The organism is Pseudomonas sp. HUK17 (assembly GCF_001566765.1).
The window spans coordinates 112834-139789 of record NZ_LSMW01000010.1 but is presented as its reverse complement, the minus strand read 5'-3'; the positions used below and the strand labels follow the sequence as shown (position 1 = coordinate 139789).

The following is a 26956-nucleotide window of genomic DNA, read 5'->3' as shown; positions in this document are numbered from 1 at the left end:
TACGGGCAGAATCAGGCTGCCGTCATCACCGTACGTAAGGCGGTCGCCAGGCAACCGGCGATCTGATCGATTTGCTCGGACTGCACGATGAGCGGTGGCAGGAAGCGCAGCACGGCGCCATGGCGCCCGCCGACCTCGATGATCAAGCCGCGTCTCAGACACTCCTGTTGCAGGCGCGCGGCCAATACACCGTCGGCCAGGGGGTGCCCCTGACGGTCGGTCGGGCCATTGGCACGCACTATTTCCACCCCCAGCATCAGCCCCCGCCCCCGGACATCACCCAGTTGCGGATAGTCGCGTTGCAAGGCGCGCAGGTGCCCGGCGAGGCGCTCGCCCATGGCGGCCGCATGCAGCTCCAGGCGTTCCTCGCGTACCAGGCGCAAAGTGGCGGTGCCAGCGGCCATGGCCAGCTGGTTACCACGGAAGGTGCCGGCATGGGCGCCAGGTGCCCAGCGATCCAGCGACTCGTGATAGACCACCACCGCCAGCGGCTGGCTGCCGCCGATGGCCTTGGACAGGACCAGCACATCGGGCTCGATGTCCGCGTGCTCGAAGGCGAAGCGCCGCCCACTGCGGGCGATGCCGGACTGGATCTCGTCCAGCACCAGGGGGACGCCGGCCTCCCGGGTGATGCGGCGGACCTCGCGCAGCCAGGTGATGGACGCCGGATTGACCCCGCCCTCCCCCTGGATCGGCTCGACGATCAGCGCCGCCGGCGGCAGCACCCCGCTTTCCGGATCGTTCAGCATGGTCTCCAGGTAATTCAGCGCCGCCCGCTCGCCCAGCTCGCCCCCCAGGCCGAAGGGGCAGCGATAGGCATGGGGAAAGGGCAGGAATTGCACGCCGCCGTTCATGCCGTCCAGGTGGCGCTTCGGCCCATGGCTGCCCATCAAGCCGAGGGCGCCCTGGGTCATGCCGTGGTAGGCGCCATGGCAGGCCAGCAACTGGCGCCGGCCAGTGGCGGTACGGACCAGTTTGATGGCGGCCTCCACCGCATCGGTACCGGCTGGGCCGCAGAACTGGATGCGCGCATGGCGGGCGAAGCCCTCCGGCAACAGGGCATAGAGTTCGCGGATGAAATCGTCCTTGGCTTCGGTCATCAGGTCGAGGGTGTGCAGGGGGCGCTCACCGTCCAACAGGCCGCGCATGGCGTCGAGGACCACCGGGTGGTTGTGCCCAAGGGCCAGGGTGCCGGCGCCAGCCAGGCAGTCGATGAACCAGCGACCCTCGCTGTCCTGCACATGAATGCCCTGGGCTCGGCGCAACTCCAGCGGCAGCCGCCGTGGATAACTGCGGGCATTGGACTCCAGGGCGGCCTGGCGCTCCAGCCGCGGAGTGCTGGTGAAGCAATAGTCGGCGTCGGCGGGGACAGACGGCAACGGATGACTAGCGGACATGATCGTACTCCTCGAAACCCGGGTTGCGGGCGCTATGGGCAAGAGATGAATTCAGGTTTTCGGCAACCTCGGCCAGCAGGCGCGGATCGCGGACGATGCCTAGATGGTCGGCGTCGATCCAGCGGGACTGCGCCAGGGGGCGTCCCAGTCCCTGCTCCAGCAGGGACTGGCCGTTATGGTTGTTTTCCGGCGAGCGGCTGGCCCACCAGGCATGGACCGGAGCACGCAGGGGCTGCAGCTGCGAGTGCTCGCGCGCCAGGTGGTGCAGGTGGGCTTCGACGGCCAGCAGCTGCGCCCAGGCGCCGCTCTCCTCGATCGAGCTATCGGCTGCCACTGGCGCCGGTCGCCGGACCAGACCCGCGCCGGGGACATAGCCATCGACCAGCCCGACGAAGGCCACCATCTTGCCCAGGCGTTCGAGCAGACTGGCCATTTCCAGCACCAGGGCACCCCCCAGGGACCAGCCGAGCAGCCGATAGGGGCCGCGTGGCTGGGTCTCCAGCAGCATCCGGACATAGTCGCGAGCCAGTTGCGCCAGGCTGGTATCACGCCAGCTGGGGTCGAGGATCTGGCGGTTCTGCAGGCCCCAGACATCCCACCGGCCGGCCAGTTGCTGCGCCAGGGAGTAGTAACCCACCACGGTGCCACTGACCGGATGGGGGCAGAACAGCGGCGGCTGCCCGGTGCTGCCTGGCGTTAAATGGAGCCGCGGATCGGCGCCTTTAGCGGCAACGACGGGCACCGCTGCCGTGGCGCTGGCGGCGAGCGCGGCCAAGGCCTGGTCAAAGGCGGCGAGCAGGCGCTCCACCGTGGCAGCCGCATAGCGCTCACCGCTGTAGCGGCAGCTCAGCCCCAGCCGGCCGTCGTAGACCTGGGCGTTGATCTCCAGCTCCCGCAGCAACGGGGTAGCCGGATCGACCAGTTCGCCACAGGCTTCCCGGGCCGGGACGAAACGGCCGTCGCCCAGGGCGCCGTCGAGCTGGCCGAGGTAGTTGAAGGCCAGCGGCGGTTCCGGCTGGTCGACCAGGACCTCGGCCTTGGCCAGGTAGCGCAGCGCGCCATAGTCCAGGCCGCGCTGGCCACCCACGGCCAGTTGCGCGCGCAGCCCCTGGAGGGTGGCGAGCGGGCTCTCTGCACAGCTCAATCGCAGGGGATAGAGACTGGTGAACCAGCCCAGGGTACGGCCCGGGTCGAGCTCGGCGAACAGGGCCTCGCGACCGTGGCCTTCCAGGGCGATGACATGGCCGTCCTGGCCGCTCCAGTCGCGCACCGCCTGGGCCAGTGCCGCCAGCAACACCTCGTCAAGCCGCGCCCCCAGCACAGTCGGCGCTTCGCGCAGCAGCCAGCGGGTGCGGGCGGGATCGAGCTGCACCTCCGCCGTGCACACCTGGCCCTGGGTGGCGCCGCCCGTGGGATGGTCCACCGGCCAATCCGGCCGCGGTGCCAGGTCCTGCCAGAACGCCAGCCGGGCTTGGGTCGACGGCTGCACCGCCCAGCCGGCCAGGCGCTCGGCCCAGGCCTGGTAGGCCGGGGGCCGCGGCTCGTCGACGAGCGGCTCGTCGCGGCCCAGGGCCGAATAGATCCGCCCGAGATCGTCCAGCAGCAGCCGCCAGGACACGCCATCCATGATCAGGTGATGGGCGCAGATGAACAGGCGCTGATCGCCTTCTGGATAGTTCGCCAGGACCAGGCGCAGCAAGCCGCCGCGGGCCAGGTCGAAGCTCCGCTGGGTACGCGCACAGAGGGCTTCCAGCGCCGCCGCATCGGCCACCTCGACCTGTTGCAGCAGCTGCTCGACGCCAACCGCGTCGCGGTAGCCGGCTTGCCAGCCCTGGGCGCTCGGCCAGAAGGCCAGCCGCAGGACATCGTGCCGTTGCAGCAGCCAGGCCACCGTCGCCGCCAGCCGCACCGGGTCCAGGGGCTCGCGCACCTCCAACAGCAAGGCCTGGTTCCAGTGCGCAGGGTTGGGCAGCGGCTGGGCGAAGAAGTGCGCCTGGATCGGCGTCAGGCGCTGTTCGCCCTGGGCCGGCTCCCAGGCGGGTTGGGTGGCGAGAGGTTGGAGACAGAGCGCCAGGTCGGCGAGTCTAGGACTGCGGAAGACCTCCTTGGGCCCCAGCTGCCAGCCCGCGCGTTGCAGGCGACTGATCAGCGCCAGGGACTGGATGGAGTCTCCGCCCAGCTCGAAGAAGCCGGACGCCCTACCAATCCGCTCGACACCCAGCAAGTCGCGCCAGAGTCCAGCCAGCAGTTCCTCGCGTGGCCCCTGGGGCGCCTCGTCGAGGGTTTGGCTGACGAATTCCGGCAATGGCAGCGCCCGACGATCCAGCTTGCCGTTGGGCAACTGCGGTAAGCACTCCAAGAGCACCAGGTGCTGGGGTACCAGGTGGCCGGGCAATTGCTGGCGCAGCCGTTCCAGCAGCGTCGCCTCCTGCAGCTGGCCACCGCCGACATAACCCACCAGGCGGGCGCCAGCCGGGGTCTCGCGGACCATCACCAGTGCCTCGCGCACGCCGGGGCAGGCCTTGAGCGCCGCCTCGATCTCGCCGGTCTCGATGCGGAAACCGCGCAGCTTGATCTGCTGATCGGCGCGGCCGAGGTATTCCAGCAAGCCCTCAGCGTTGAGCCGCACCCGGTCACCGGTGCGGTAGAGTCGCTCGCCGGCGCGGAAGGGATTGGGCACGAAGCGTTGCGCCGTCTCGCCGGGCCGCTCCAGGTAGCCGCGGGCCAGGGCCCCGCCCAGGTACAACTCACCCTCCACGCCCACGGGCAGCAGGTTGAGATCCTGATCCAGCACATAACCCTGGCGCTCGCCCACCAGGTCGCCGATGGGCGCATAGGCACTGGCGAAGTCCGCCGTGGCCGCGGATGCCCGCCACAGGGTCGGGGTGATGACGGTTTCGGTCGGGCCGTAGCCGTTGATGACCCACTGGGGCTGGAGATACTCCACCACCTCGCGCAGCAGGCGGTGATCATAGGCTTCACCGGCGAAGCAATAGGTCTTCACCCCAGGACCCCGACCCTGCACCCGGCCCCAGTCGGCCAGTTGCCGCAGATAGCTCGGTGGGAAGGCGGCCACGGTGATGCCCTCTTCCTCCAGCGCCTGCCAGGTCTCCTGCACGCTCCATAGCGCCTGGTCGCGGATGACGATCCGAGCGCCTTGGCTCAGCGGCGTCAGCCAGCGCTCCTGGGCACCGTCGAAGCTGATGGAGAGGAAATGCAATTCGCGATCCTGCTCGGTGAGTTCGTAGCGCTGCGCAATCCCCTGGCAGTGGCGCGCCAAGGGACCATGGGCCACGGCCACGCCCTTGGGCCGACCGGTGGAGCCAGAGGTGTAGATGACATAGGCCAGTTGCTCGGGATGCAGGGCTACCGCCGGCGCCGAGTCTGGCTGGTCAGTGAGATCCAGTCGATCCAGGGCGACCGCTTCGACGCCGGCCACCTGGGGGAGCCGGTCGAGCAGGGCCTGCTGGGTCAACAGCAGTCGGGCGCCGCTGTCTTTCAGCATCAGCGCCAGGCGCTCGGCCGGGTAGTCCGGGTCCAGCGGCAGGTAGGCACCGCCGGCCTTGAGCACCGCCAGCAGGGCGACGAACAAGTCGACACCGCGCTCGCAGGCCACGCCGACCCGGGTTTCCGCCGCGACGCCCTGCCCACGCAGCCACTGCGCCAGGCGATTGGAGCGTGTCTCCAGGCTGGCAAAGTCCAGCCGCTGCTGGCCGTGTACCAGGGCGATGGCCCGGGGTTGACGCCGGGCCTGCTCGGCGATCAGTGCGGGCAGCAGTGGCGTATCCGTATTGGCCTGCGCGGGTGGATTCCAGCGTTGCCAGGTGGCCAGGCCTTCCGCGTCGAGCAGTGGCAGGTCGCCCAGCGGCGTCTCGGGTTGGCGGACCAGGCCGTCGAGCAGGGTCAGCCAGATGCGCAGGAAACGTTGGGCGGTGGTTCGCTCGAAGAGGTCGCTGGCGAAGTCCAGGTAGCCGGAAATACCGCCGTCGGCCTCGTCGAAGGTGCCCAGCGACAGGTCGAAATGCACCTGGTCGCCCGCGCCGTCGAGGGCTTCGGCGGTCAGACCGGGTAGCTGAGCCAATGCCTGCTCACCACGCGCCTGGTGGTTGAAGGTCACCTGGAACAGGGGGTTGTGGCTCAGGTGGCGCTCGGGTTGCAGTGCTTCGACCAGTTGCTCGAAGGGCAGCTCCTGGTGAGCCTGGGCGTCCAGCAGCCGGGAACGTACCTGGGCGGCCAGGGCCCTGGCTGGCATCCGCCCGGCCAGTTCACCGCGCAGGACCAGGGTGTTGACGAAGCAACCGACCAGGGCCTCGGTCTCCACCCGTACCCGCCCCGCCACCGGTACACCGATGCGCAGGTCGGTCTGGCCGCTGAGGCGGAACAGCAGGGTCTGCCAACTGGCCAAGAGCAGCATCGCCGGGGTGACGGCCAGCATCTGGGCCGTGCGGCGCAGGCGCTGGGAGGCGGTCGCATCCAGGGCGAAGGTTTCCCGCCCGCCGCGGCCATCGCGCTGGGCGGGGCGTGGGTGGTCGGCTGGCAGTTCCAGCAGCGGGTGTTCGCTACCCAGTTGCGTGCGCCACCAGGCCAGCTGTCGTTCGCCCTCCCCGGCGGCCAGGCGCTCGCGTTGCCAGGCGGCGTAGTCGGCATAGTCCAGCGGCAGAGGTTGTAGTTGCATCCGGTCATCGCCCAGGGCCTGGCGATAGAGGCTGACCAGGTCTTCCAGCAGCAGCCGCATCGACCAGCCATCGGCCAGCAGGTGGTGCAGGCACAGCAGCAGCAGGTGCTCGTCCGGTGCCAGGCGCACCAGGGCCAGGCGCCAGGGCGGCGAGGCTTCCAGGTCGAAGGGTTGGCTCATGAAGGCGCGGCGATAGGTGTCGGCCGCCGCCGCGTCCAGGGTCACCACCTCGAACTGGGGCTCATGCACGGCATGGATGAGCTGCTGGGCGCCCTGCTCGCCGTGGCCGAAGTTGGTCCTCAGGCTGGCGTGGCGGTCGGTGAGCCGCTGGAAGGCCGTGCGCAGCGCGGCCTCGTCGAGTCGACCCTGCAGGCGCAAGCCACCCGGCAGGTGATAGGCCGCACTGTCCGGTTCGAGCTGGGCGAGAAACCACAGACGCTGCTGGGCGAAGGACTGCGGCGCCCGGGCGGGCGTACCGGGCCAGTCACGCCGCTGCAGCGGCGCCTCGTCCACCTGGGCCAAATCGACCAAGCGCTTGGCGAAGGCCGCCAGGGTGGCGGCTTCGAACAGCAAGCGGACCGGCACCTCCCAGCGGTGATCGCGACGCAAGCGGGCGACCACCTGCAGGGCGAGCAGCGAATGCCCGCCGAGGGCGAAGAAGTCGTCGTCCCGCCCTACTCGCTCCACCTGCAGCAGCTCGGCCCATAGCACGGCCAGCTCGGTCTCGATACCCGGTTCCGGCGCGCGATAGGCTTGCTGGGTAATGTCGGGCTCCGGCAGCGCCTTGCGGTCCAGCTTGCCGTTGGGCGTTAACGGCAGCTGATCAAGCGCCAGCAGATGGCTGGGCACCATGAAATCTGGCAGCCGCGCCAGCAGCGCCTGGCGCAACGCGGCTTCGTCCAGATCTGGCGTCACCAGGTAGCCCACCAGCTGCGGACCGGTGGTGCTCTGGCGCAGCAGCACCACGGCCTCGCTCACTCCGGCCAACTCGCGCAACGCCGCCTCGATCTCGCCCAGCTCCAGGCGCAGCCCACGCAGCTTGACCTGGTGGTCCAGCCGACCCAGGTAGTCCAGGGCGCCGTCGTCGCGCCAACGGGCCAGATCGCCACTGCGATACAGCCGGCCACCCGGAGTGAAGGGATCGGGGACGAAGCGTTCGGCGGTGAGGCCAGGGCGACCCAAATAGCCCCGCGCCAATCCAACACCGCCGATGTACAGCTCGCCGGCCACGCCGACCGGTTGCGGGTTGAGGCGTTCGTCGAGGATATGGATCCGCAAGTTGGCGATGGGCCGGCCGATGGGCACCGCCAGGCGATCCTCTGGCTGGCAGGTCCAGTGGGTGACATCGATAGCCGCCTCGGTAGGGCCGTAGAGGTTGTAGAGCGCCACCTGGGGCAACCGCTGGCGCACGGCCTGGGCCAGTTCCGCCGGCAGGGCTTCGCCGCTGCAGACGATACGGGTCAGGCTGGCGCAGCCGGAAAGATCGTCCTGGGCCAGGAAGGCGGCCAGCATGGACGGCACGAAGTGCAGCGTGGTGATGCCCTCGCGGGCGATCAGGGCGCTCAGCGCCGCCGGGTCGCGATGGTCGCCCGGTCGAGCCAGCACCAGACGGGCGCCGGCCTGCAACGGCCAGAAGAATTCCCACACCGAGACGTCGAAGCTGAAGGGGGTCTTCTGCAGGACGTGGTCACCGGCATCCAAGCCATAGGCCGCCTGCATCCACTGCAAGCGGTTGTACAGCGCTGCCTGGGTGTTGCCCACGCCCTTGGGTCGGCCGGTGGAACCGGAGGTGTAGATCAGATAGGCCAGTTGCTCGGGATGCACCTGAAGCTCGGGGGCGCTGGCGGGCTCGCTGGACAGGTCCAGTTGTTCCAGGTCCAGTACATCCAGCGACAGCTTTTCCGGCAACAACGAGAGGGCTGGCCCATGGCTGAGCAACAGGCGGGCACCGCAGTCTTCCAGCATGAAGGCCAGACGTTCGGCCGGGTAGTCCGGGTCCAGCGGCACGTAGGCCGCGCCGGCCTTGAGCACCCCATAAAGAGCGATCACCATCTCCACCGAACGCAGCATGGCCACGCCGACCCGGCTCTCGCGGCCGATACCACGGCCGCGCAGATAATGAGCCAAGCGATTGGCGGCCTGGTCCAGCTCCAGGTAGCTCAGGCGGCGTTCGTCCAGGCACAGGGCCTCGCGCTCCGGATACACGGCGACCTGCTGGAGGAAGCCCCCCAGCACGCCAGCGGGCGGCAGTGGTGCATAGACCTCCGAGGTGGCATTCCAGTTGGCCAGCCGTGCAGGCTCGTCGGGCAGCAGTAGCGGCGCCTCGGCCAGGGCTTGCTGGGGCGCGTCGAGCAGCCCCTGCAAGAGCACCAGGAAGCGGGCGTGCAGTTGCCTGATGCGCGCCGGTTCGAAGAGATCGAGGGCAAAGGTCCAGCTACCGCCGAGGCGGCCGTCCGGGTCTTCCCAGGTCGCCAGGGCCAGATCGAACTGGGCCTGGGTGGCTGGCGTGTCGAGGATACGGGCTTGCAGCCCCGGCACGTCGGCCAGGGCGCGGTGATCGCGTCGCTGATGGTCGTAGCTAACCTGAAACAGCGGGTGCTGGCTGAGGCTCCGCTCCGGCTGCAGGTGCTCCACCAGGTGCTCGAAGGGCAGATCCTGGTGGGCCTGGGCGTCGAGCAGAGTCTCGCGCACCTGGTGCACCAGGGCGGTGAAATCCGTCGGGGTGGCGAGGTCCAGGCGCAGCACCTGGGTGTTGACGAAGCAGCCGATGAGGTCGTGCAGCTCGGCGCGCGTGCGCCCCGCCACCGGTACCCCAATGCGCAGGTCGCGTTGCCCGCTGAGCCGACCCAGCAGCACGCCATAGCAGGCCAGCAGCAGCATGAAGGGCGTAACCCCCAGGGCATGGGCAGCCTGGCGCAGTGCCTTGGCCTGGTCCGCCGCGAGAGTGAAGTCCAGCCGCTGGCCGGCACCGCTGCGTCGCGCCGGCCGTGGCCGGTCGGCCGGCAGATCCAGGGTGGGCGACTCGCTGCCCAGCTGGGCGCGCCAATAGGCCAGTTGCCGCTCGCCCTCCCCGGCGCTCAGGTGTTCGCGCTGCCAGCGCGCATAGTCGGGATACTGCACCGGTAGCACCGGCAGGTTCGGTGCCGCGCCACTGAGCGCCGCCCGATAGAGTTCGGCGAAGTCCCGCAGAAAGACGCCGACGGACCAGCCGTCCGAGATGGCATGGTGCAGGCACAGCAGCAGGCGGTGCCGCTGTTCATCGAGGCGCACCAGGGCCAGCCGCCAGGGCGGACTGCTGGCGAGGGCGAAGGGCCGGGCGATGAAAGCCTGCAACAGGCCGGCGAACTCAGCCTCCTCGTCGACGCCTGCAGCGAGCGCCAAGCGCTCCACGGCCACGGATGCCGGCGGCAGGATGCGCTGGCGGGGCGGATCACCCGGCAGCAACAGCGTCCGCAGGCTGGCATGCCGCGCCGCCAGGGCGGTAAAGGCCGCGGTCAGGGCTTGCTCATCCAGGGTCCCCTGCAGCTCCAGGACCCCCGGCAGATGATAGGCCGCGCTCTCGGGTTCCAACTGCGCGAGGAACCACAGCCGTTGCTGGGGATGGGATTGCGGCGCCTCGTCCAGCGCCAGGGCCTGGAGTTCCAGCCCCTGATGCTCGGGCGCCAGGGCGGCGATCCGCGCGGCCTGTTCCGCCAGCTGCGGGGCCTCGAACACCAGGCGCAGCGGCACCTCCCGCCCTTCTTCCAGACGCAGACGGGAGATGAGCTGGGTCGCCAGCAGGGAATGGCCGCCCAGGGCGAAGAAGTCGTCCTGGCGGCCGACCCGCTCGACCTGGAGCAAGGCTTGCCACAACTCGGCCAGACGCTGCTCCAAGGCGTTCGCCGGTGCTGCATAGTCTTCGCTCGCCGCGACTTCAGGCGCGGGCAGCGCCCGACGATCCAGCTTGCCGTTGGGCAACTGCGGTAAGCGCTCCAGCACCACCAGGTGCTGGGGGACCAGGTGGCCGGGCAGGTGCTGGCGTAGCCGCTCCAGCAGCGCCGCCTCCTGCAGCTGGCCACCGCCGACATAGCCCACCAGCCGAGCACCAGCCGGGGTCTCGCGGACCATCACCAGCACCTCGCGCACGCCTGGGCACGCCTTGAGCGCCGCCTCGATCTCGCCGGTCTCGATGCGGAAGCCACGCAGCTTGATCTGCTGATCGGCGCGGCCAAGGTACTCCAGCAGGCCCTCGGCATTGAGCCGCACTCGGTCGCCGGTGCGGTAGAGTCGCTCGCCGGCGCGGAAGGGATTGGGCACGAAGCGTTGCGCCGTCTCCCCGGGGCGCTCCAGGTAGCCGCGAGCCAGGGCGCCGCCCAGGTACAACTCGCCTTCAACGCCCACGGGCAACAGGTTGAGATCCTGATCCAGCACATAACCCTGGCGCTCGCCGACCAGGTCGCCAATGGGGGCATAGGCGCTGCTGGTGAAATCTGCGATCGCCGCGGATGCCCGCCAGAGGGTCGGGGTGATGACGGTTTCGGTCGGGCCGTAGCCATTGATGACCCACTCGGGCTGCAGGTACTCCACCACCTCGCGCAGCAGGCCACGGTCGTAGGCTTCACCGGCGAAACAATAGGTCTTCACGCCAGGGCCGCGGCCCTGCACCCGGCCCCAGTCGGCCAGTTGCCGCAGATAGCTCGGCGGGAAGGCGGCCACGGTAATGCCCTCCTCCTCCAGTGCCTGCCAGGTCTCCTGCACGCTCCATAGCGCCTGGTCGCGGATGACGAGGCGAGCCCCTTGGCTCAATGGCGTTAGCCAGCGTTCCTGGGCGCCGTCGAAGCTGATGGAGAGGAAATGCAGTTCGCGATCCTGCGCCGTGAGTTCGTAGCGTTGCGCGATGCCGCGGCAGTGCAGCGCCAGGGGGCCATGGGCCACGGCCACGCCCTTGGGTCGACCGGTGGAACCGGAGGTGTAGATGACGTAGGCCAGTTGTTCGGGATGCAGGACCACGGCCGGCGCCGAGTCTGGCTGGTCAGTGAGATCCAGTCGATCCAGGGCGACCGCTTCGACGCCGGCCACCTGGGGTAGCCGGTCGAGCAGGTCGTGCTGGGTCAACAGCAATCGGGCGCCGCTGTCTTCCAGCATCAGCGCCAGGCGCTCGGCCGGGTAGTCCGGGTCCAGCGGCAGGTAGGCGCCACCGGCCTTGAGCACCGCCAGCAAGGCGACGAACAAGTCGACGCCGCGCTCGCAGGCCACGCCCACCCGGATTTCGGTCGCGACACCCTGCCCACGCAGCCACTGCGCCAGGCGATTGGAGCGGATTTCCAAGGTGGCGAAGTCCAGCTGCTGCTGGCCGTGTACCAGGGCGATGGCCCGGGGTTGGCGCCGGGCCTGCTCGCCGATCAACTCGGGCAGCAGTGGCTCAGCCACGCTCGCTGGCGCGGGTGGATTCCAGCGTTGCCAAGTGGCCAGGCCTTCGGCGTCGAGCAGTGGCAGATCGCCCAGGGGCGTCTCCGGTTGGCGGACCAGGCCGTCGAGCAATTGCCCCAGGTGCGCCGCCAGCCGCTGGACCTGAGCAGGCGTGAAGCACGCGCGCTGGTAGTGCAGGTGCAATTCCAGGCGCGCACCGGCCATGACGGCGATACTCAGCGGATAGTGGGTGCGCTCGCTCACCGTGACCGCGCCGATGGCTGGGGCCTTGGCGTTAGCGCCGCGCAGGGCGGCGTCCACCGGATAGTTCTCGAACACCAGCAGCGTATCGAACAACGCCTGACCGGCATGGCCGGCCAAGCGCTGCACCTCGAAGAGCGGCGTATGCTCGTGCTCACGCAGGGCCAGGTTGTGAGCCTGCAAGGCGGGCAGCCATTGGGCGGCGGTCAGCTCCGGTGCAGGTGCCTGGACCACCGGCAGAGTGTTGATGAACAGCCCCAGCAGCCGCTCGCTACCAGCGACCTCGGCCGGACGACCGGCGACGGTGGCGCCGAAGGCGACCCGGCGCTGACCGGTGTAGCGTTGCAGCAACAGGGTCCAGGCCGCCTGCACCAGGGTGTTGAGGGTGACGTGCAGCCGCCGGGCGGCGGCATCGAGCGGGGCCCGGTCGCGGACCAGGTGCTGTTCGCCACTGCGCGGGTCGTCGGCCGTGGTCGAGCGACCGAGGCTGTCGGCCAGACGGGTCGGCAATTCGAAGTCGGCCAGTTGCCCTTGCCAGAATTCGCCGCTACGCGCCGCGTCACGGCTGGCCAGCCAGGCGAGATAATCGCGGTAGCGACCCGGTGCCGGCAGCGCCGCGCCGCGGGTCGCCTGGAGGACTTCCGCCAGCAGCGCCGCACTGCTCCAGCCGTCGAGCAGAATATGGTGCAGCGTCCAGACCAGTTGCCAGCGCTCGTCGGTGAGCCGTACCAGCAGCAGGCGCATCAGCGGCGGCCTGGCGAGCTCGAAGGGGCGTTCACGCTCCTCGCGTTGCAGGTCAGCCAGGGCAGCTGGGGCCGCCGGGCGGTCGCGCCAATCCAGCTCGCGCACGGCGAGGTCGGTGTGGCGCCAGATGGCCTGGACCGCCCGACCCTCGCCGGCCAGCCGCAGGAAAGCGGCGCGCAAGCCGGCATGGCGCCGTAGCGCCTGCCGCCAGGCAGCGAGGAAGGCCGCCTTCGGCAGGCCGTCCAGCTCGACGCCTACCTGGTTGACGTAGAGATCGCCTGCCCCGCCCAGCTCGGCGTGGAACAGCAGCCCCTGCTGCATGGGCGTGAGCGGATGCAGGTCTTCGAGGGCGGCCAGCGGCAGCGCATCGAGTTGCGCCTGGGTCAGGGCCAGCAGCGGGAAGTCCGAGGGGGTCGCACCACTGCTCTGGCGGCAGAGGGCGAGGACCTCGTCCAGCGCCGCGCCGAAGGCCTCCAGCAAGGCCTGGATGCGCGCGGCCGCATGGCGCTGGCCGCTGTAGGTGCAGACGAAGTGCAACTCGCCACCGCGGACGGCGCCCTCCAGGGCCAGCTCGGCCTCAAGGGGGGTACGGGGATCGCGGGCGCGCCCGGCAGACTCGTCCGCCAGGCGGAAGCCGCCCAGCTCGCTGTCGAGCTGACCCAGGTAGTTGAACAGCAGCGAGCCAGCGGTTTCCGGCAGGTCCGCGTCGCCACGGGCCTGGAGCAGGCCATAGCCGAGACCGCCGCGCGGGATGAGTCTCAGACTTTCCTTGATGCGCTTGAGACTGGTGGCGAGATCCGCATGGTCGCGCAGCCGGACCGGATAGAGGCTGGTGAACCAGCCGAGGGTGCGGCTCAGGTCGAGCCCGGGGAACAGGTCTTCGCGGCCATGACCTTCCAGCAGCAGCCGCGCCTCGGCGTTCCCGCTCCAGCCATGCAGGGCTCGCACCAGGGCGGTGAGCAGCAGATCGTTGACCTGAGTGCGGAAGGCTGCGGGCGCCTGGGTCAGGAGTTCGCGGGTGCGCTCGGCATCCAGCCGCAGGCTCAGGCGCTGGGCGTCGCGCTCCCAGGCGCGCCCGGCGGGATCGTCGCAGGGCAAGGCCGGCGCCTCCGGCAACCCCTGCCAGTAGGCCCGCTCATCGTCCAGCGCCAGGCACTGCAGGGCCTGGACCCAGCTGGCATAGGGCGGCGTCGCCGGCAGCGGCCGGTCGGGTTCGGCGTAGGAGCGCGCCAGGTCGTCCAGCAGGATGCGCCAGGACACGCCATCCACCGCCAGGTGATGGATCACCAGCAACAGGCGCTGACCGCCCTCGGCGAGGTCGGCGAGCACGGCGCGCAGCAGCGGTCCCTGATCCAGGCGCAGGCTGGCCTGGGCCTCGTCGGCCAGGGCCGGTAGCTCGGCGCGGGTCACCGACGAATGCCAGAGCAGCTCGGCGTCTTCGCTGGCGCGATAGTGCTGCTGCCAGCGACCTTCGGCCTGGGTGAAGCCGAGGCGCAGAGCGCCATGGGTGGCTACCAGCCGCGCCAGGGCTCGGCGCAGTCGCTCGGGCTCCAGCGGCGCCTCCGGTTCCAGCAACAGGGCTTGGTTCCAGTGTTCGGGGCGCGGCAAGGCGCGAGCGAAAAAGGCGTGCTGGATGGGTGCCAGCGCAAAGGGTTCACGCGTTTCGGCGGCAATCTCGCCAGGCGTCTCCAGGTGCTGCACCACGGGGGCCAGTTCGGCCAGGGTCTGCCGCTCGAACAGCTGCCGCGGGCTGAACACCAGCCCCAGGCGCCGCGCGCGGGCGATGATCTGCAGACTGAGGATGGAATCGCCGCCGAGGGCGAAGAAATTGTCGTCCCGCCCGACCCGCTCCACCTGCAGCAGTTCGGCCCAGAGCGTGGCCAACTCGGTCTCGATACCCGGCTCCGGCGCACGATAGGTCTGCTGGGTAATGTCGGGCTCCGGCAGCGCCTTGCGGTCCAGCTTGCCGTTGGGGGTCAGCGGCAGTTGTTCCAGTGCCAGCAGATGGCTGGGTACCATGAAGTCCGGCAGCCGCGCCAATAGCGCCTGGCGCAACGCGGCTTCGTCCAGACCTGGCGTCACCAGGTAGCCCACCAGCTGCGGACCGGTGGCGCTCTGGCGCAGCAGCACCACGGCCTCGCTCACTCCGGCCAACTCGCGCAACGCCGCCTCGATCTCGCCCAGTTCCAGCCGCAGGCCGCGCAGCTTGACCTGGTGGTCCAGCCGGCCCAGATAGTCCAGGGCGCCGTCGTCGCGCCAACGGGCCAGATCGCCGCTGCGGTACAGCCGACCACCCGGGGTGAAGGGATCGGGGACGAAGCGTTCGGCGGTGAGGCCAGGGCGACCGAGATAGCCCCGCGCCAATCCAACACCGCCGATGTACAGCTCGCCGGCCACGCCGATGGGCTGTGGGTTGAGGCGTTCGTCGAGGATATGGATCCGCAAGTTGGCGATGGGCCGACCGATGGGCACCGCCAGGCGATCCTCCGGCTGGCAGGTCCAGTGGGTGACGTCGATAGCCGCCTCGGTGGGGCCATAGAGGTTGTAGAGCGCCGCCTGCGGCAGCCGCCGACGGACTTCTTGGGCCAGCTCCGCCGGCAAGGCCTCGCCACTGCAGACGATACGCGTCAGGCTGGCACAGCCGGAAAGATCGTCCTGGGCCAGGAAGGCCGCCAGCATGGACGGCACGAAGTGCAGCGTGGTGATGCCTTCGCGGGCGATCAGGGTGCTCAACGCCGCCGGATCACGATGCTCGCCCGGACGGGCCAGCACCAGCCGGGCGCCGACCTGCAACGGCCAGAAGAATTCCCAGACCGAGACGTCGAAGCTGAAGGGCGTCTTCTGCAGGACGTGGTCGCGGGCATCCAAGTCATAGGCCGCCTGCATCCACTGCAAGCGGTTGTGCAGCGCCGCCTGGGTGTTGCCCGCGCCCTTGGGTCGGCCGGTGGAACCGGAGGTGTAGATCAGATAGGCCAGTTGCTCGGGATGCACCTGGAGGTCAGGCGCGCTGGCGGGCTCGTCGGACAGGTCCAGTTGCTCCAGGTCCAGCACGTCCAGCGACAGCTTTTCAGGCAACAACGAGAGGGCTGGCCCATGGCTCAGCAACAGGCTGGCGCCACAGTCTTCCAGCATGAAGGCCAGACGTTCGGCCGGGTAGTCCGGGTCCAGCGGCACATAGGCCGCGCCGGCCTTGAGCACCCCATAAAGAGCGATCACCATCTCCACCGAACGCAGCATGGCCACGCCGACCCGGCTCTCGCGACCGATACCACGGTCGCGCAAATAATGAGCCAAGCGATTGGCGGCCTGGTTCAGCTCCGCGTAGCTCAGGCGGCGTTCGTCCAGGCACAGGGCCTCGCGCTCGGGATGCAGGGCGACCTGCTGGAGGAAGCCCCCCAGCACGCCGGCGGCCGGCAGCGGCGCATAGGCCTGCGCGGTGGCGTTCCAGGCGGCCAGGCGCGCGGGCTCGTCAGACAGCAGCAGCGGCGCTTCGGCCAGCGGCTGCTGGGGCGTGTCGAGCAGCCCCTGCAAGAGCACCAGAAAGCGGGCGTGCAATTGCTCGATGCGCGCCGGCTCGAAGAGATCGCAGGAGTAATTCCAATTACCACCGAGGCTGCCGTCACCCAATTCCCAGGTATGCAGCGCCAGATCGAATTGGGCGCTACCGTTGTCCAGCGGCAGCAGTTCGGCGCGCAGCTCGGGGCCCAGTTGCAGGGCGTCGAGCTGCCGCGGTTGATGGTTGTAGAGCACCTGGAACAGGGGGTGGTGACTGAGGGTACGTTCGGCAGCCAGGGCGTCCACCAGTTGCTCGAAGGGCAGGTCCTGATAGGCCTGGGCCTCGCGCACCCGCTCCCGAGCCTGGGTCAGCAGCGCCAGGAAGTCCGCCGCGCCTGCCAGTTCCAGGCGCAGTACCTGGGTGTTGACGAAGCAACCGATGACGCGCTCGACCTCGCTACGCTGGCGCCCGGCGACGGGCACGCCGATGCGCAGGTCCTGCTGGCCGGACAGGCGGCCGAGCAGGGTCGCATAGGCGGCCAGCAGCACGGTGAACAGGGTGGTGCGCTGAGCCCGGGCGAAGTCGCCCAGCTGTTGCGCCAGGGGCGCCGGCAAAGCGAAGTTCAGCCGCCCGCCACGCTGGCTGGGAGCCGCCGGACGCGGTCGGTCCGACGGCAGTTCCAGCACCGGGTGCTCGCGGCCCAGGCGTGCGCGCCAGAATTCCAATTGGCGCTCGTCCTCCCCGGCGTCGAGGCAGGCGCGCTGCCAGAGGGCATGATCGGCGTAGCTGACCGGCAAGGCGGGCAGCTCGGCGACCTGCCCCGCCAGCGCCGCGCGATAGCAGGCAGCAACGTCGTCCAGCAGCACCTGGATTGACCAGCCATCGGCGATGGCATGGTGCAGGCAGAGCAGCAGATGCGCCGGCGCCCCGTCGACGCCCCGCGCCAGGCCCAGTCGCCACAGCGGCCCGCGTTCCAGGTCGAAGGGCCGATTGGCGAAGGCGCGGGCCACGGCGGGCAGGTCCTGGAGCGTGACCTCGCCCAGGGCCTCCAGCGGTACCTCACTGCGCTCGGCGACCCGTTGCAGGGGGATGCGGCCCGGCCCTTGCTCCAGCGTGGTCCTCAGGCTGGGATGGCGCGCCGTGAGGGCCGCGAAGGCCGCCAAGAGCGCGGTCTCGTTCAGGCGGCCGTGCAGGCGTAGCGCACCCGGCAGGTGATAGGCCACATTGCCAGGTTGCAGGCGTTCAAGGAACCACAGCCGTTGCTGGGCATGGGAGGTTTCTGCACAGGCCGTCGCGGCGCCACCGGGAATTGGCAGCGCGCCGGCATCGAGGCTCTGGTCGCGCAATTTGGCGAGGAAGGTACGGCGCTGCGCCGGCGGCAGGCCGAGGAAACGTTTGGCCAGGGCCTGGGCTTTGTCGTGCAACATCAAGGGGTCTCCTCCAGCTCGTCCAGCAGCGCGTCCAGCGCGTCCAAACGGGCGTCGTCCAGGGCCTGCTCGCGCAGGGTGTCGATGAGTTCGGCTTGAGCCGCCACGGTGGTGGCGGTAAAGGCTGCGGCGAGGGGCACGCGCACGCCGAGCCGCTCGTGGATGCGCGATAGCAGCCGGGTGGCCAGCAGCGAGTGGCCGCCCAGGGCGAAGAAGTCGGCATCGCGGCCTACCTCCGGCACCTGCAGCAGTTCCTGCCACAGAGCGGCCAGCTGTCGTTCGGTGCCGGTTTGAGGCGGTTGCCCCGGCGCGGCGTCCAGTTCTGGTACCGGCAACGCGCGGCGGTCGAGCTTGCCGTTGGCAGTGCGGGGCAGCCGTTCCAGCCAGAGCGCCTGGGTCGGCACCATGAACAGTGGCAGGCGCTGCGCCAGTGCCTCGCGCAGCGCGGCCAGGCTCGGGCGCTCGCCGTTCTGGGGCTCCAGATAGGCCACCAGTTGCGACCCCTGGGGCGTGGGTTGGGCAGCGACCGCGGCATCCCGCACGCCGGGTTGTGCCCGCAGCAGGGCCTCGATCTCGCCCGGCTCCAGGCGTTGGCCGCGCAACTTGATCTGGAAGTCGGTGCGGCCGACATACTCCAGCTCGCCGCGGACGTTCCAGCGCACCAGGTCGCCGCTGCGATAAAGCCGCTCGCCGGCCGCGAAGGGACTGGGCACGAAGCGTTCGGCGGTCAGTCCGGCACGGCCCACGTAGCCACGGCCTACGCCGGCACCGCCGATGTACAGCTCGCCCACCCCGCCACGGGGCACCAGACGCAGCCGCGTATCGAGCACGAACAAGTGGGTGTTGTCGGTCGGCTTGCCGATGGGGATGTCCGCCTGGGGCGCCCGCAGCAGCTGCAGGGCCACGTCGTCGGCGCACTCGGCAGGGCCATAGGCATTGACCAGCGGGATGCCGGGGTAGCGTTGCAGCCAGCGCGCCGCCAGATCCGGCGCCAGCGCCTCGCCGGTGGGCAGCAGCCAACGCAGTGCCGGCAGGGGCTGCGGCGGCAACTCCAGCAGCGCGGCGATCACCGTCGGCACGCATTCCAGGACGCTCACCTCGCCGGCAACAACGCGCGCCAGCAGGGTTGCTGGGTCCTGCACCTCGGCTTCGGCGACGATCTCCACCCGGCCGCCGAACAGCGGCGCGGTAAGGAACTGCCAGACCGAGACATCGAAGCCGGTGGCGGCCGTCTGGGCGATGACGTCGTCCTCGCCCAGTTGCAGGAAGGGCAGCTTGCTCAGCTGGTTGTTGAGCATGCCCTGCTGGGTGACCATCACCCCCTTGGGCTCGCCGGTGGAGCCGGAGGTGAAGATCACATAGGCCAGCTGATAGGGCCGGCTGCGCACGCCAGGGCCTCCCTGGGGCTGCCCGGCCAGCAGTTCTTCGAGCAGCAACAGCCGCGGCGGTCTCTGGGTCAGCGCCAGGATGGCCTCGGCCCTTTCCCGCTCGGCCCGGGGCACCACCAGTACCGGCGCGGCGCTGCCGGCCAGCAGCCGAGCGCTGCGCGCCGGCGGGTGACGCTCATCCAACGCCAGGTAGGCGGCACCGGCCTTGAAGGTGCCGACCATGAGAGTCAGCAGGGCCAACCCCCGCGGCGCCCAGAGCGCCACGACCTGATCCGGGCCGACGCCTTCAGCCGCCAGGGCGCGGCCCAGGCGGCCCGCCTGGTGGTCCAGCTCGCCATAGCTCAGGCTGGCCTCGCCGCAGCGCGCCACGCTGCGCGCGGGATGGGCGGCGGCATGGGCCTCGAAGCGCTCGATCCAGGGCAATTGATACCAGTGCGGTTGCGCAGCGCCACGGCCCCAGCCGAGCAGCCGCTCGCGCTCGTCCGCCGCCAGGGGCTCCAACTGCTCCAGGGCGCGTTCCGGCGCCTCGATCAGGGCCAGCAAGAGTCGCTCGAACTGGTCCAGCAGGGTACGCATGTCGGCGGCGGCGAACAGGCCGCTGTCGAAGGTGAATTGCAGACGCAGCTCGTTGCCCGGCAGCAGCACCACCGTGAGCGGATAGTTGGTGTGGGTACGGTTGGCCAGGGGGGTGATGCCGAACTCGCGCACGGCCTCCTCCACCGCGCCGCCCAGGGGCACGTTCTCGAAGACAAACAGCGACTCGAACAGCGGCTCACCGGCCGGGACCGAGGCCAGCTGCTGCACCTCGGCCAACGGCAGATGTTCATGCTGGCGCAACTCCGCGTTACGCGCCTGCAACTGCTGCAGCAACGCCAGCGCCGGCACCTCGGCGGTCGGCCGGACGACCCGCAGCGGCAGGGTGTTGATGAACAGGCCGAGGGCTTCCTCGATGCCGTCCAGCTCAGGCGGCCGGCCAGCAACGGTAACGCCGAAGACCACCTCGTCCTGGCCGCTATGGCGCATGAGCAGCAGCGCCCAGGCCGCCTGGACGAAGGTATTGGCGGTCAACTGGTGACGCCGCGCCTGGGCCGCCAGGGCGCGGGTCGCCTGCGCCGACAATGCCACGGCTTCGTCGCGCAGCTCACCCGAGGCCAAGCCTTGGCGGCGATAGGGCAAGGGCGTGGCCGCTTCCACCCCGGCCAGCTCGGCGCGCCACCAGGCGCGACCCGCGGCGGTATCCTGGGCCGCGAGCCAGGCGAGGAAATCGGCATAGGGTCGGGCGGGTGGCAGTGCCAGCTCGGTCCCGGCGACGGCTGCCCGATAGCGGGCAAAGAATTCGCCCAGCATCAGGCCGCGGCACCAGGCGTCGATCAGCACATGGTGATGGGTTTGCACCAACTGGTAGTCGTTCGGGCCGAAGGTGACCAGACGCAGGCGCAGCAGCGGTGGCCGGGCGAAATCGAAGCCCGTGCGGCGCTCCTCGGCCAGCAGCGCCTCCAGCGCCGCCACGCCCTCCTCCCGCGGCCGGTCGCTGAAGTCCAGCAGGCTGACCGGCGACGGCACCTGGCGATGCACCACCTGGCGCCATTCGCCGTCCAGCTCCTGGAACCCGGTCCGCAGCGCCGGATGTCGCGCCACCACGGCGTCCCAGGCCTGGCGGAAGGCCGCGGCCGCCAGCGGTTGGCGCAGCTCATAGCGATCCTGCATCAGGTAGATGCCACTGCCCGGCTCCAGCAGGCTGTGCATGAGAATGCCTTCCTGCATGGACGCCAGGGGCAGCACGGCTTCGTGCTCGGCTTCCGGCGCCTGGGCACCAGCGCTATCGAGCAGCGCCATCAGCCCGTCCACGAAGCCCTGGTGCAACTCCTCAATGGCGTCCGCCGCGAAGCGCGCGGCGCTGTAGCGCCAGTCCAGACGCAACTGGCCGTTCCGCACCTGGGCATCCAATACCAGGGCACTGGTCAGCGGCCCCTCGGGGTCGCGACTGCTGCGCAGCTCCAGCTCCCGCAGCGGGAAGCCGGCCACCGTCGGCCGCTCGAAACGTCCCAGGTAGTTGAAGGTCAGTCCGTCGCGGGTATCGGCCAGGTCAGCGCCGCCCAGGTAGCGCAGCAGCCCGTAGCCCAGGCCGCGCTCGGGCACCTCGGCCAGGGTCCGCCGCGCGCGCGCCAGGGTGGCGGCCGGAGTCGACTCGGCGCCCAGCACCAGCGGATAGAGGCAGGTGAACCAACCCAGGGTTCGACTCAGCTCCAGGCTGCCGTCCAGCTCCTCGCGGCCATGGCCTTCGAGGGCGATGCGGGTGGCCGCGCGGCCCGTCCACTGCCGCAGCGCCTCGGCCAGCGCCGCTAGCAGCACCGCTTCGGTGCCGGGTAGCTGGAGCAGCCGCTCGGTCAACTCCGCCGGCAGTCGCAGCGCCAGGCTACCGGCGTCGCGGACGCGGCAGCTGCCATGGGGGTCCAGGCACGGCAGGGTCTCGGGGACCGCGGTGACCGCGTCCCAGTAACCGCGCTGCTGCTGCAACCGTGGATCGGCGGCGCGTTGCGCCAACTGCAGGGTCCAGGCGCTCCAGTCGCTGCCCGTCTCGCCCAACTCCAAGAGCGCACCGGCTGCCGCCTGCTGATAGGCCAACGCCAGGTCATCGAGCAGGATGCGCCAGGAGACGCCGTCCACGGCGAGGTGATGGATGGCGATCAACAGCTGGGGACGCTGCGCCGGCCCTTCGGCCAGCACCACGCGCAGCAAGGGTCCACGGGCCAGGTCCAGGCTGCGTTCGGCTTCGTCGAACAACGGCGCCAGCTCGGCCTCGTCGGCGACTCGACAGGTCCAGAGCAGCCGCTCCGGGTCTTCCTGGGCTCTTAGCCGCTGCCGCCAGCCGCCCTGCTCGTTCGGCTCGAAGGCCAGCCGCAGGCTGCCGTGGCGGGCGACCAGGGCCGACAATGCCTGGCGCAGGGCCGCAACCTCGATGGGGGCCGCTAGTTCGAGAATGACGGACTGGTTCCAGTGCGCGCGCTGCCGGACCGGCTCGCTGAAGAAGCGGGCCTGGATGGGCGTCAAGGGCAGTTCGCCGGGGACGGCAGGCACAGACGCTGGGGCCACGGACGGCGCGGCGGCAGGCACCGCGACCGCGGCCAGGGCGGCGATGGTCTGGTGTTCGAACAGTTGCTTGGGCGTGAGCTTGAGGCCCTGGCGGCGGGCCCGGGCGATGATCTGCAGGCTGAGGATGGAATCGCCGCCCAGGGCGAAGAAATTGTCGTGCCGACCGACGCGCTCTACCTTGAGCGCCTCGCTCCAGAGCGCCGCCAAGGCGGTCTCGACCTCGCCCTGGGGTGCGGCGAACTCGGCCTGGCGGGCTTCGGGTTCCGGCAGGCGGGCGCGGTCCAGCTTGCCGTTGGCAGTGAGCGGGAAAGCCTCGAGCACCAGGATCTGAGCCGGTACCAGCGCCTCGGGCAGCAGCTGCGCGAGACGCTCGCCCAGGCGTTCGCCAGTGAGCTCGCGGCCAGTCACATAGGCCACCAGCTGCCCACGGCCATCCAGCTGCACATGGGCCGCCGCCACGCCGGGTTGTGCCAGCAGGGCCGCCACGATCTCGCCCGGCGCCACACGATAACCCCGTATCTTGAGCTGGTCGTCGTTGCGACCGAGGAACTCCAGCCGGCCGTCCGCGGCCAGCCGTACTCGGTCACCGGTGCGATAGAGGCGCTCGCCGGGCACCCAGGGATCAGGGAGGAAGGCCGCGGCGGTATCGCCCGGTCGGCCCTGGTAGCCCCGCGCCAGGCCCGCCCCCCCGAGGTACAGCTCGCCGGCCGCACCGGCGGGGAGCGGATTGAGGTCGGCGTCCAGTACCCGGGCGCGCAGATTGGGCAGCGGCGTGCCCAGGGCGATGCCCGCTGTCGGCTCGTCGAGGACCGCGGTCAGGGCGCCCACGGTGCTTTCGGTGGGGCCGTAATGGTTGAACAGCCGGCACCCAGGCTTGAGTTCGCGAACCCGCGCGGCCAACGGTTCTGGCAGCGCCTCGCCGCCCAGCACCAACGCTGCGGACGGCAGCAGGGGCGTCGGATCGGCGGCCTGCAGCAAGGCGTTCAGATGGGTAGGGACGATCTTGAGCACCGCCACGGGATGGCGCGCGAAATAGTCGGCGCAGCGATCGGCATCCTGGACCACCTCGTCAGCCAAGAGGTGCAAGGTGCCGCCAGTGGCCAGGGCGCCAAACAACACCGTGTGGCCGAGATCGGCGGCAACCGTGGAAACCATGGCGAAACTGGCCTGCGGCGGCAACGCCAGCCGCTGCAGCACGCCCTGCACATAGTTGGCGATGGCGCCATGGCTGACCACCACCCCCTTGGGCCGCCCAGTGGTCCCGGAGGTGTAGATCAGGTAGGCCGCCTGGGCCGGCAGTACCATGACATCCAGCGCCTCCGCCGACGCCTGCCGCCAGTCCGCCGTGGCGTCCAGCGCCAACGCGGGCGGCCCCTCGGGCACGGGCATGCCGAGCAGCAACTGGGCACCACTGTCAGCCAGCACCTGCGCCTGGCGCGCCGCGGGCCACTTGGGATCGACGAAGACGCAGGCCCCGCCGGCCTTGAGAATGCCCAGCAGGCCGACGACGAAGCTGGCCTGCCGTGGTTGGCAGAGCGCTACCCGGACCTCGGCACCAATTCCCTTGGCGCGTAGCGTCCGCGCCAAGCGATTGCTGTCGGCCTCCAGCTGGGCATGGCTCAGGCTGGCATCGCTGGCCACCAGGGCCGGTTCGTGCCCGGCCTGCGCCAGCCCCGCGCGCCACAGTGCCAGCAGGTCCGTTGCCGGGAAGGCTTGGGATTCACCGGCCAGTCCCGCTTCCTCCTTGGCCAGGCGGTAGCACGCCAGGGGTTGCTCGGCATCGGCCACCACCTGCTGCGCCAGGTGCGCGAAATCGTCCGCCAGCGCGGCGATGCGCGGCGCCTCGAAGAGGTCGGTGGCATAGGTGAACACCGCTTCGATGCCCGTCGCCAGGTCGGTGATGTCCAGGCCCAGGTCGAAGTGCGCGGCGCCATCGTCGAGCTGCCGCGCGGACAGCGTCACCCCGCCCAGGTCCAGCGCCTGGGGCAGTGGGAATTGCTGGGTGAATTTCACCTGGCACAGCGGATTCCAACCCAGGTGCCGCTCCGGCGCCAGGGCTTCCACCAGCAGGTCGAACGGCAGGTCCTGATGAGCCTGGGCTTCCAGGGCGCGCCGCTTGACCTGGTCGAGCAGGACGCTGAACGAGCGGGCGCCGTCCAGCTGGCATCGCAGCACCTGAGTGTTGACGAAAAAGCCGATCAGGCGCTCCGTCGCCCGTTGGGTGCGCCCGGCCACGGGAACACCCACGCACAGGTCGCTGCTGCCGCTATGGCGCTGCAACAGCAGCTGGAACAACGCCAGGCCGACCATGAACAGCGTCGCCCCCTGGCGTTGGGCCAGATCATGCAGGCCCGCGTTGACGGTGGCGGGCAGGCTGAAGGCGAAGCGCGCGCCGCGCCCGCTCTGCTGCGGCGGTCGGGGGCGGTCGCCGGCCAACTCCAGGCGTGCGGGCGCGTCGGCCAGTTGGGCCTGCCAGTAGGCCAATTGGCGCTCGCGGGCTTCACCGGCCAGCAGCTGGCGCTGCCAACGGGCGAAGTCGGCATAGGTGATGGTGAGGGGCGCCAGCGCGGGCGTCTCGCCCTCGGCAGCGCGGTACAGGGCGGCGAAATCTTCCAGCAGCACCTGGATCGACCAGCCATCGGCGATGATGTGGTGCAGTACCAGCAGCAGCCGATGGTCCTCGGCGTCTCGGCGGATCAGCGCCATGCGCCACAGCGGCCCTTGGCGCAGGTCCAGCGGACGGCGCACCAGGCTCTCGACCAAGGTGGCCTGGGCCGCCTCGGGCTGTGCGGCCTGGCTCAGGTCATGGTGCTCGACCGCCCCTTGCGCCAGCATTTCGATGCATTGCTCGGGCACCTCACCGGCACCTGCCGAGAAGCGGGTGCGCAGCGCCGCATGGCGCTGCACCAGGGCCTCCAGCGCCCGCTCCAGCCGTGCCACGTCCAAGCTTCCGTGAAGGAGGATTTCACCGGCCAGGTGATAGGCGGCATTGCCCGGCTCCAGCTGATCGAGAAACCAGAGGCGCTGCTGCGCGAAGGACTGGGGCGCGCGGGGCGCATCCTCGGCGACGGGGCCTTCCGCCGCGGCTTCGCGCGGCAGCGCGGCCACCCGCGCGGAAAAGGCGCCCAGCGTCGAGGCCTCGAACAGCAGCGCCGGATCGATCGACACCCCAAGCGACTCGCGCAACCGCGCCTGCACCTGCACCACGGTGACCGAATCCCCGCCCAGGGCGAAAAAATGCGCCTGGGCGGTCAGGTCATCGCGCCCGAGCACCTCGGCCCAGGCCGTGCGCACCTCGGGCAGCACGGCCGGTGCCGCTGCCTGAGACTCGTCCTGAACCAAGGCGCCATCGCGCCACTCGGCGAAGCTGTCCAGGCTGCCGGCCAACCAGCCAGCCCGGCAGGCGGCGCGTTGCAGCTTGCCGCTGGTGGTGCGCGGCAGCGTTCCGGGCTCCAGCAGCGCAATGGCTCTGGGTGCGACCTGAAAGGCCTGAGTCAAGGCCTCCACCAAGGCCCCGCAGATGCGTTCGGCCGGTACCAGGCGGCGCACGTTGCGACTGATCTCCAGCGCCAGACCGATGCCCTCGCGACCGTCCTCGCCCACCAGGGCGAAGGCCGCCACCCGGCCCCGCCGCAGGTAATCGGCCACCTGCTCTTCCAGCACCAGCTCCACGTCCTGCGGATAGAGATTCTGTCCATTGAGAATAATGAGGTCCTTCAGCCGCCCGGCGATATAGAGTTCGCGCTCAGCGGCGATGCCCAGGTCGCCGGTGCGCAGCCAACGGCGACCATCGCGCTCGATGAAGGCCGCGGCCGTGGCCTCGGGATTGTTCCAGTAGCCTTGCGCCAGGCTGGGGCCGGCGACCCACACCTCGCCGGCGCGGGTCTCGTCCAGCGGTTCCAGGGTGTGCGGATCGACGATGCGGAACTCGTGGTCGGCATCGCACCAGCCGCACCCGGCCAGGCGGCCGTGTTGCAGCGCCGCCTCGGCCCCGGCGGCACTCAAGGCGTCACCGGCGAATCGCTGGATACGGAATTCGTCGGTCGGCTCGTGGGCGCAGACATAGAGGGTCGCTTCGGCCAGGCCATAGGCCGGGGTCAAGGCCTGCCGGCGGAATCCCGCGGCGGCGAAGCGCTCGCAGAAGGCATCCAGGGTGTCCACTCGGATCGGCTCGGAACCGGAAAAGGCCATGCTCCAGCGACTCAAATCGAGCTCGGCCAGGGCACTGTTGCTGATCCGCTCCACGCACAGGCGGTAGGCGAAGTCCGGCCCGCCGCTGACGGTGCCGCCGTATTGGCTGAGCGCTTGCAGCCAGCGCGCCGGGCGGGTGAGGAAGTGATTGGGCGACATCAGCGTCAGGGTGCCGCCATGAAAGATCGGCAGCAGCAGTCCGAGCATCAGGCCCATGTCGTGGTAGAGCGGCAACCAGCTCACCCATTCCTCGTCGCGCCCGGTGAAGAAGCCGCGCTGCATGGCCTTTTCATTGGCAATCAGGTTGGCATGGCTGACCATCACCCCCTTGGGCGCCGACGTCGAACCCGAGGTGTATTGCAGGAAGGCCAGCGCCGAGGGGTCCACCACCTGGGGGCGATAGGTCAGCGCCCAGCTGGCCTCGATGTCTTCCACCGCCTGGCACAACGCGCCCTCGGGCAGCGCCTGCGCCAGGGTGTCGGCATGGGCGGCGAGGCAGGCCCGCTCGCCGAGCACTACCCGCGGCTGGGCGTCGTCGAGGATGCCGCGCAGGCGCTCGATGTGCATCTGCCGACTGTTTTCCGGCGGGAAGGCCGGCACGGCGATGACCCCGGTATAGAGGCAGGCGAAGAAGGCCGCGGCGTAATCCGGGCCGCTGGGTAGCAGAAGCACGCAGCGCTCGCCCCGGGTCTGCCCGAGCCGCTCCTGCAGGTAGCCGGCCAGGCTCAGCGCCCGGTTGCGCAGCTCGGCATAGGAGGTCAGCTGCGGCGTCTCGTCGTTGGTCAGATGGCGCAGCACCGTCTTGTCCGGCTGGCGCTCGGCGTAGAAATCGAGGACGTCGACGAAGTGCTCGGCTTGATCCGCTCGGGAGGTCATGGCTTCACCTGCAAAAATAG

3 protein-coding genes are annotated in these 26956 nt (G+C 70.0%); all 3 read right to left on the bottom strand.

Features of this window, described 5'->3' with window-relative positions; translation table 11 throughout:
• Positions 1–11 precede the first annotated feature (11 nt).
• The 3 genes from AX284_RS06165 to AX284_RS06155 are packed head-to-tail and all read right to left on the bottom strand — an operon-like array spanning position 12 to position 26936.
• A complete protein-coding gene (locus AX284_RS06165) occupies positions 12–1397 on the bottom strand; it encodes a diaminobutyrate--2-oxoglutarate transaminase (protein ID WP_017639884.1) in 1386 nt (461 codons plus the stop codon).
• On the bottom strand, positions 1387–17388 hold the full coding sequence (locus tag AX284_RS06160; protein ID WP_068384122.1) for a non-ribosomal peptide synthetase: 16002 nt from the start codon (positions 17386–17388) through the stop codon (positions 1387–1389). Before AX284_RS06160 ends, AX284_RS06165 begins: the two co-directional genes overlap by 11 nt.
• Complete coding sequence (locus AX284_RS06155; protein ID WP_068384120.1) at positions 17388–26936, bottom strand: non-ribosomal peptide synthetase; 9549 nt, start codon at positions 26934–26936, stop codon at positions 17388–17390. Before AX284_RS06155 ends, AX284_RS06160 begins: the two co-directional genes overlap by 1 nt.
• Positions 26937–26956 lie beyond the last annotated feature (20 nt).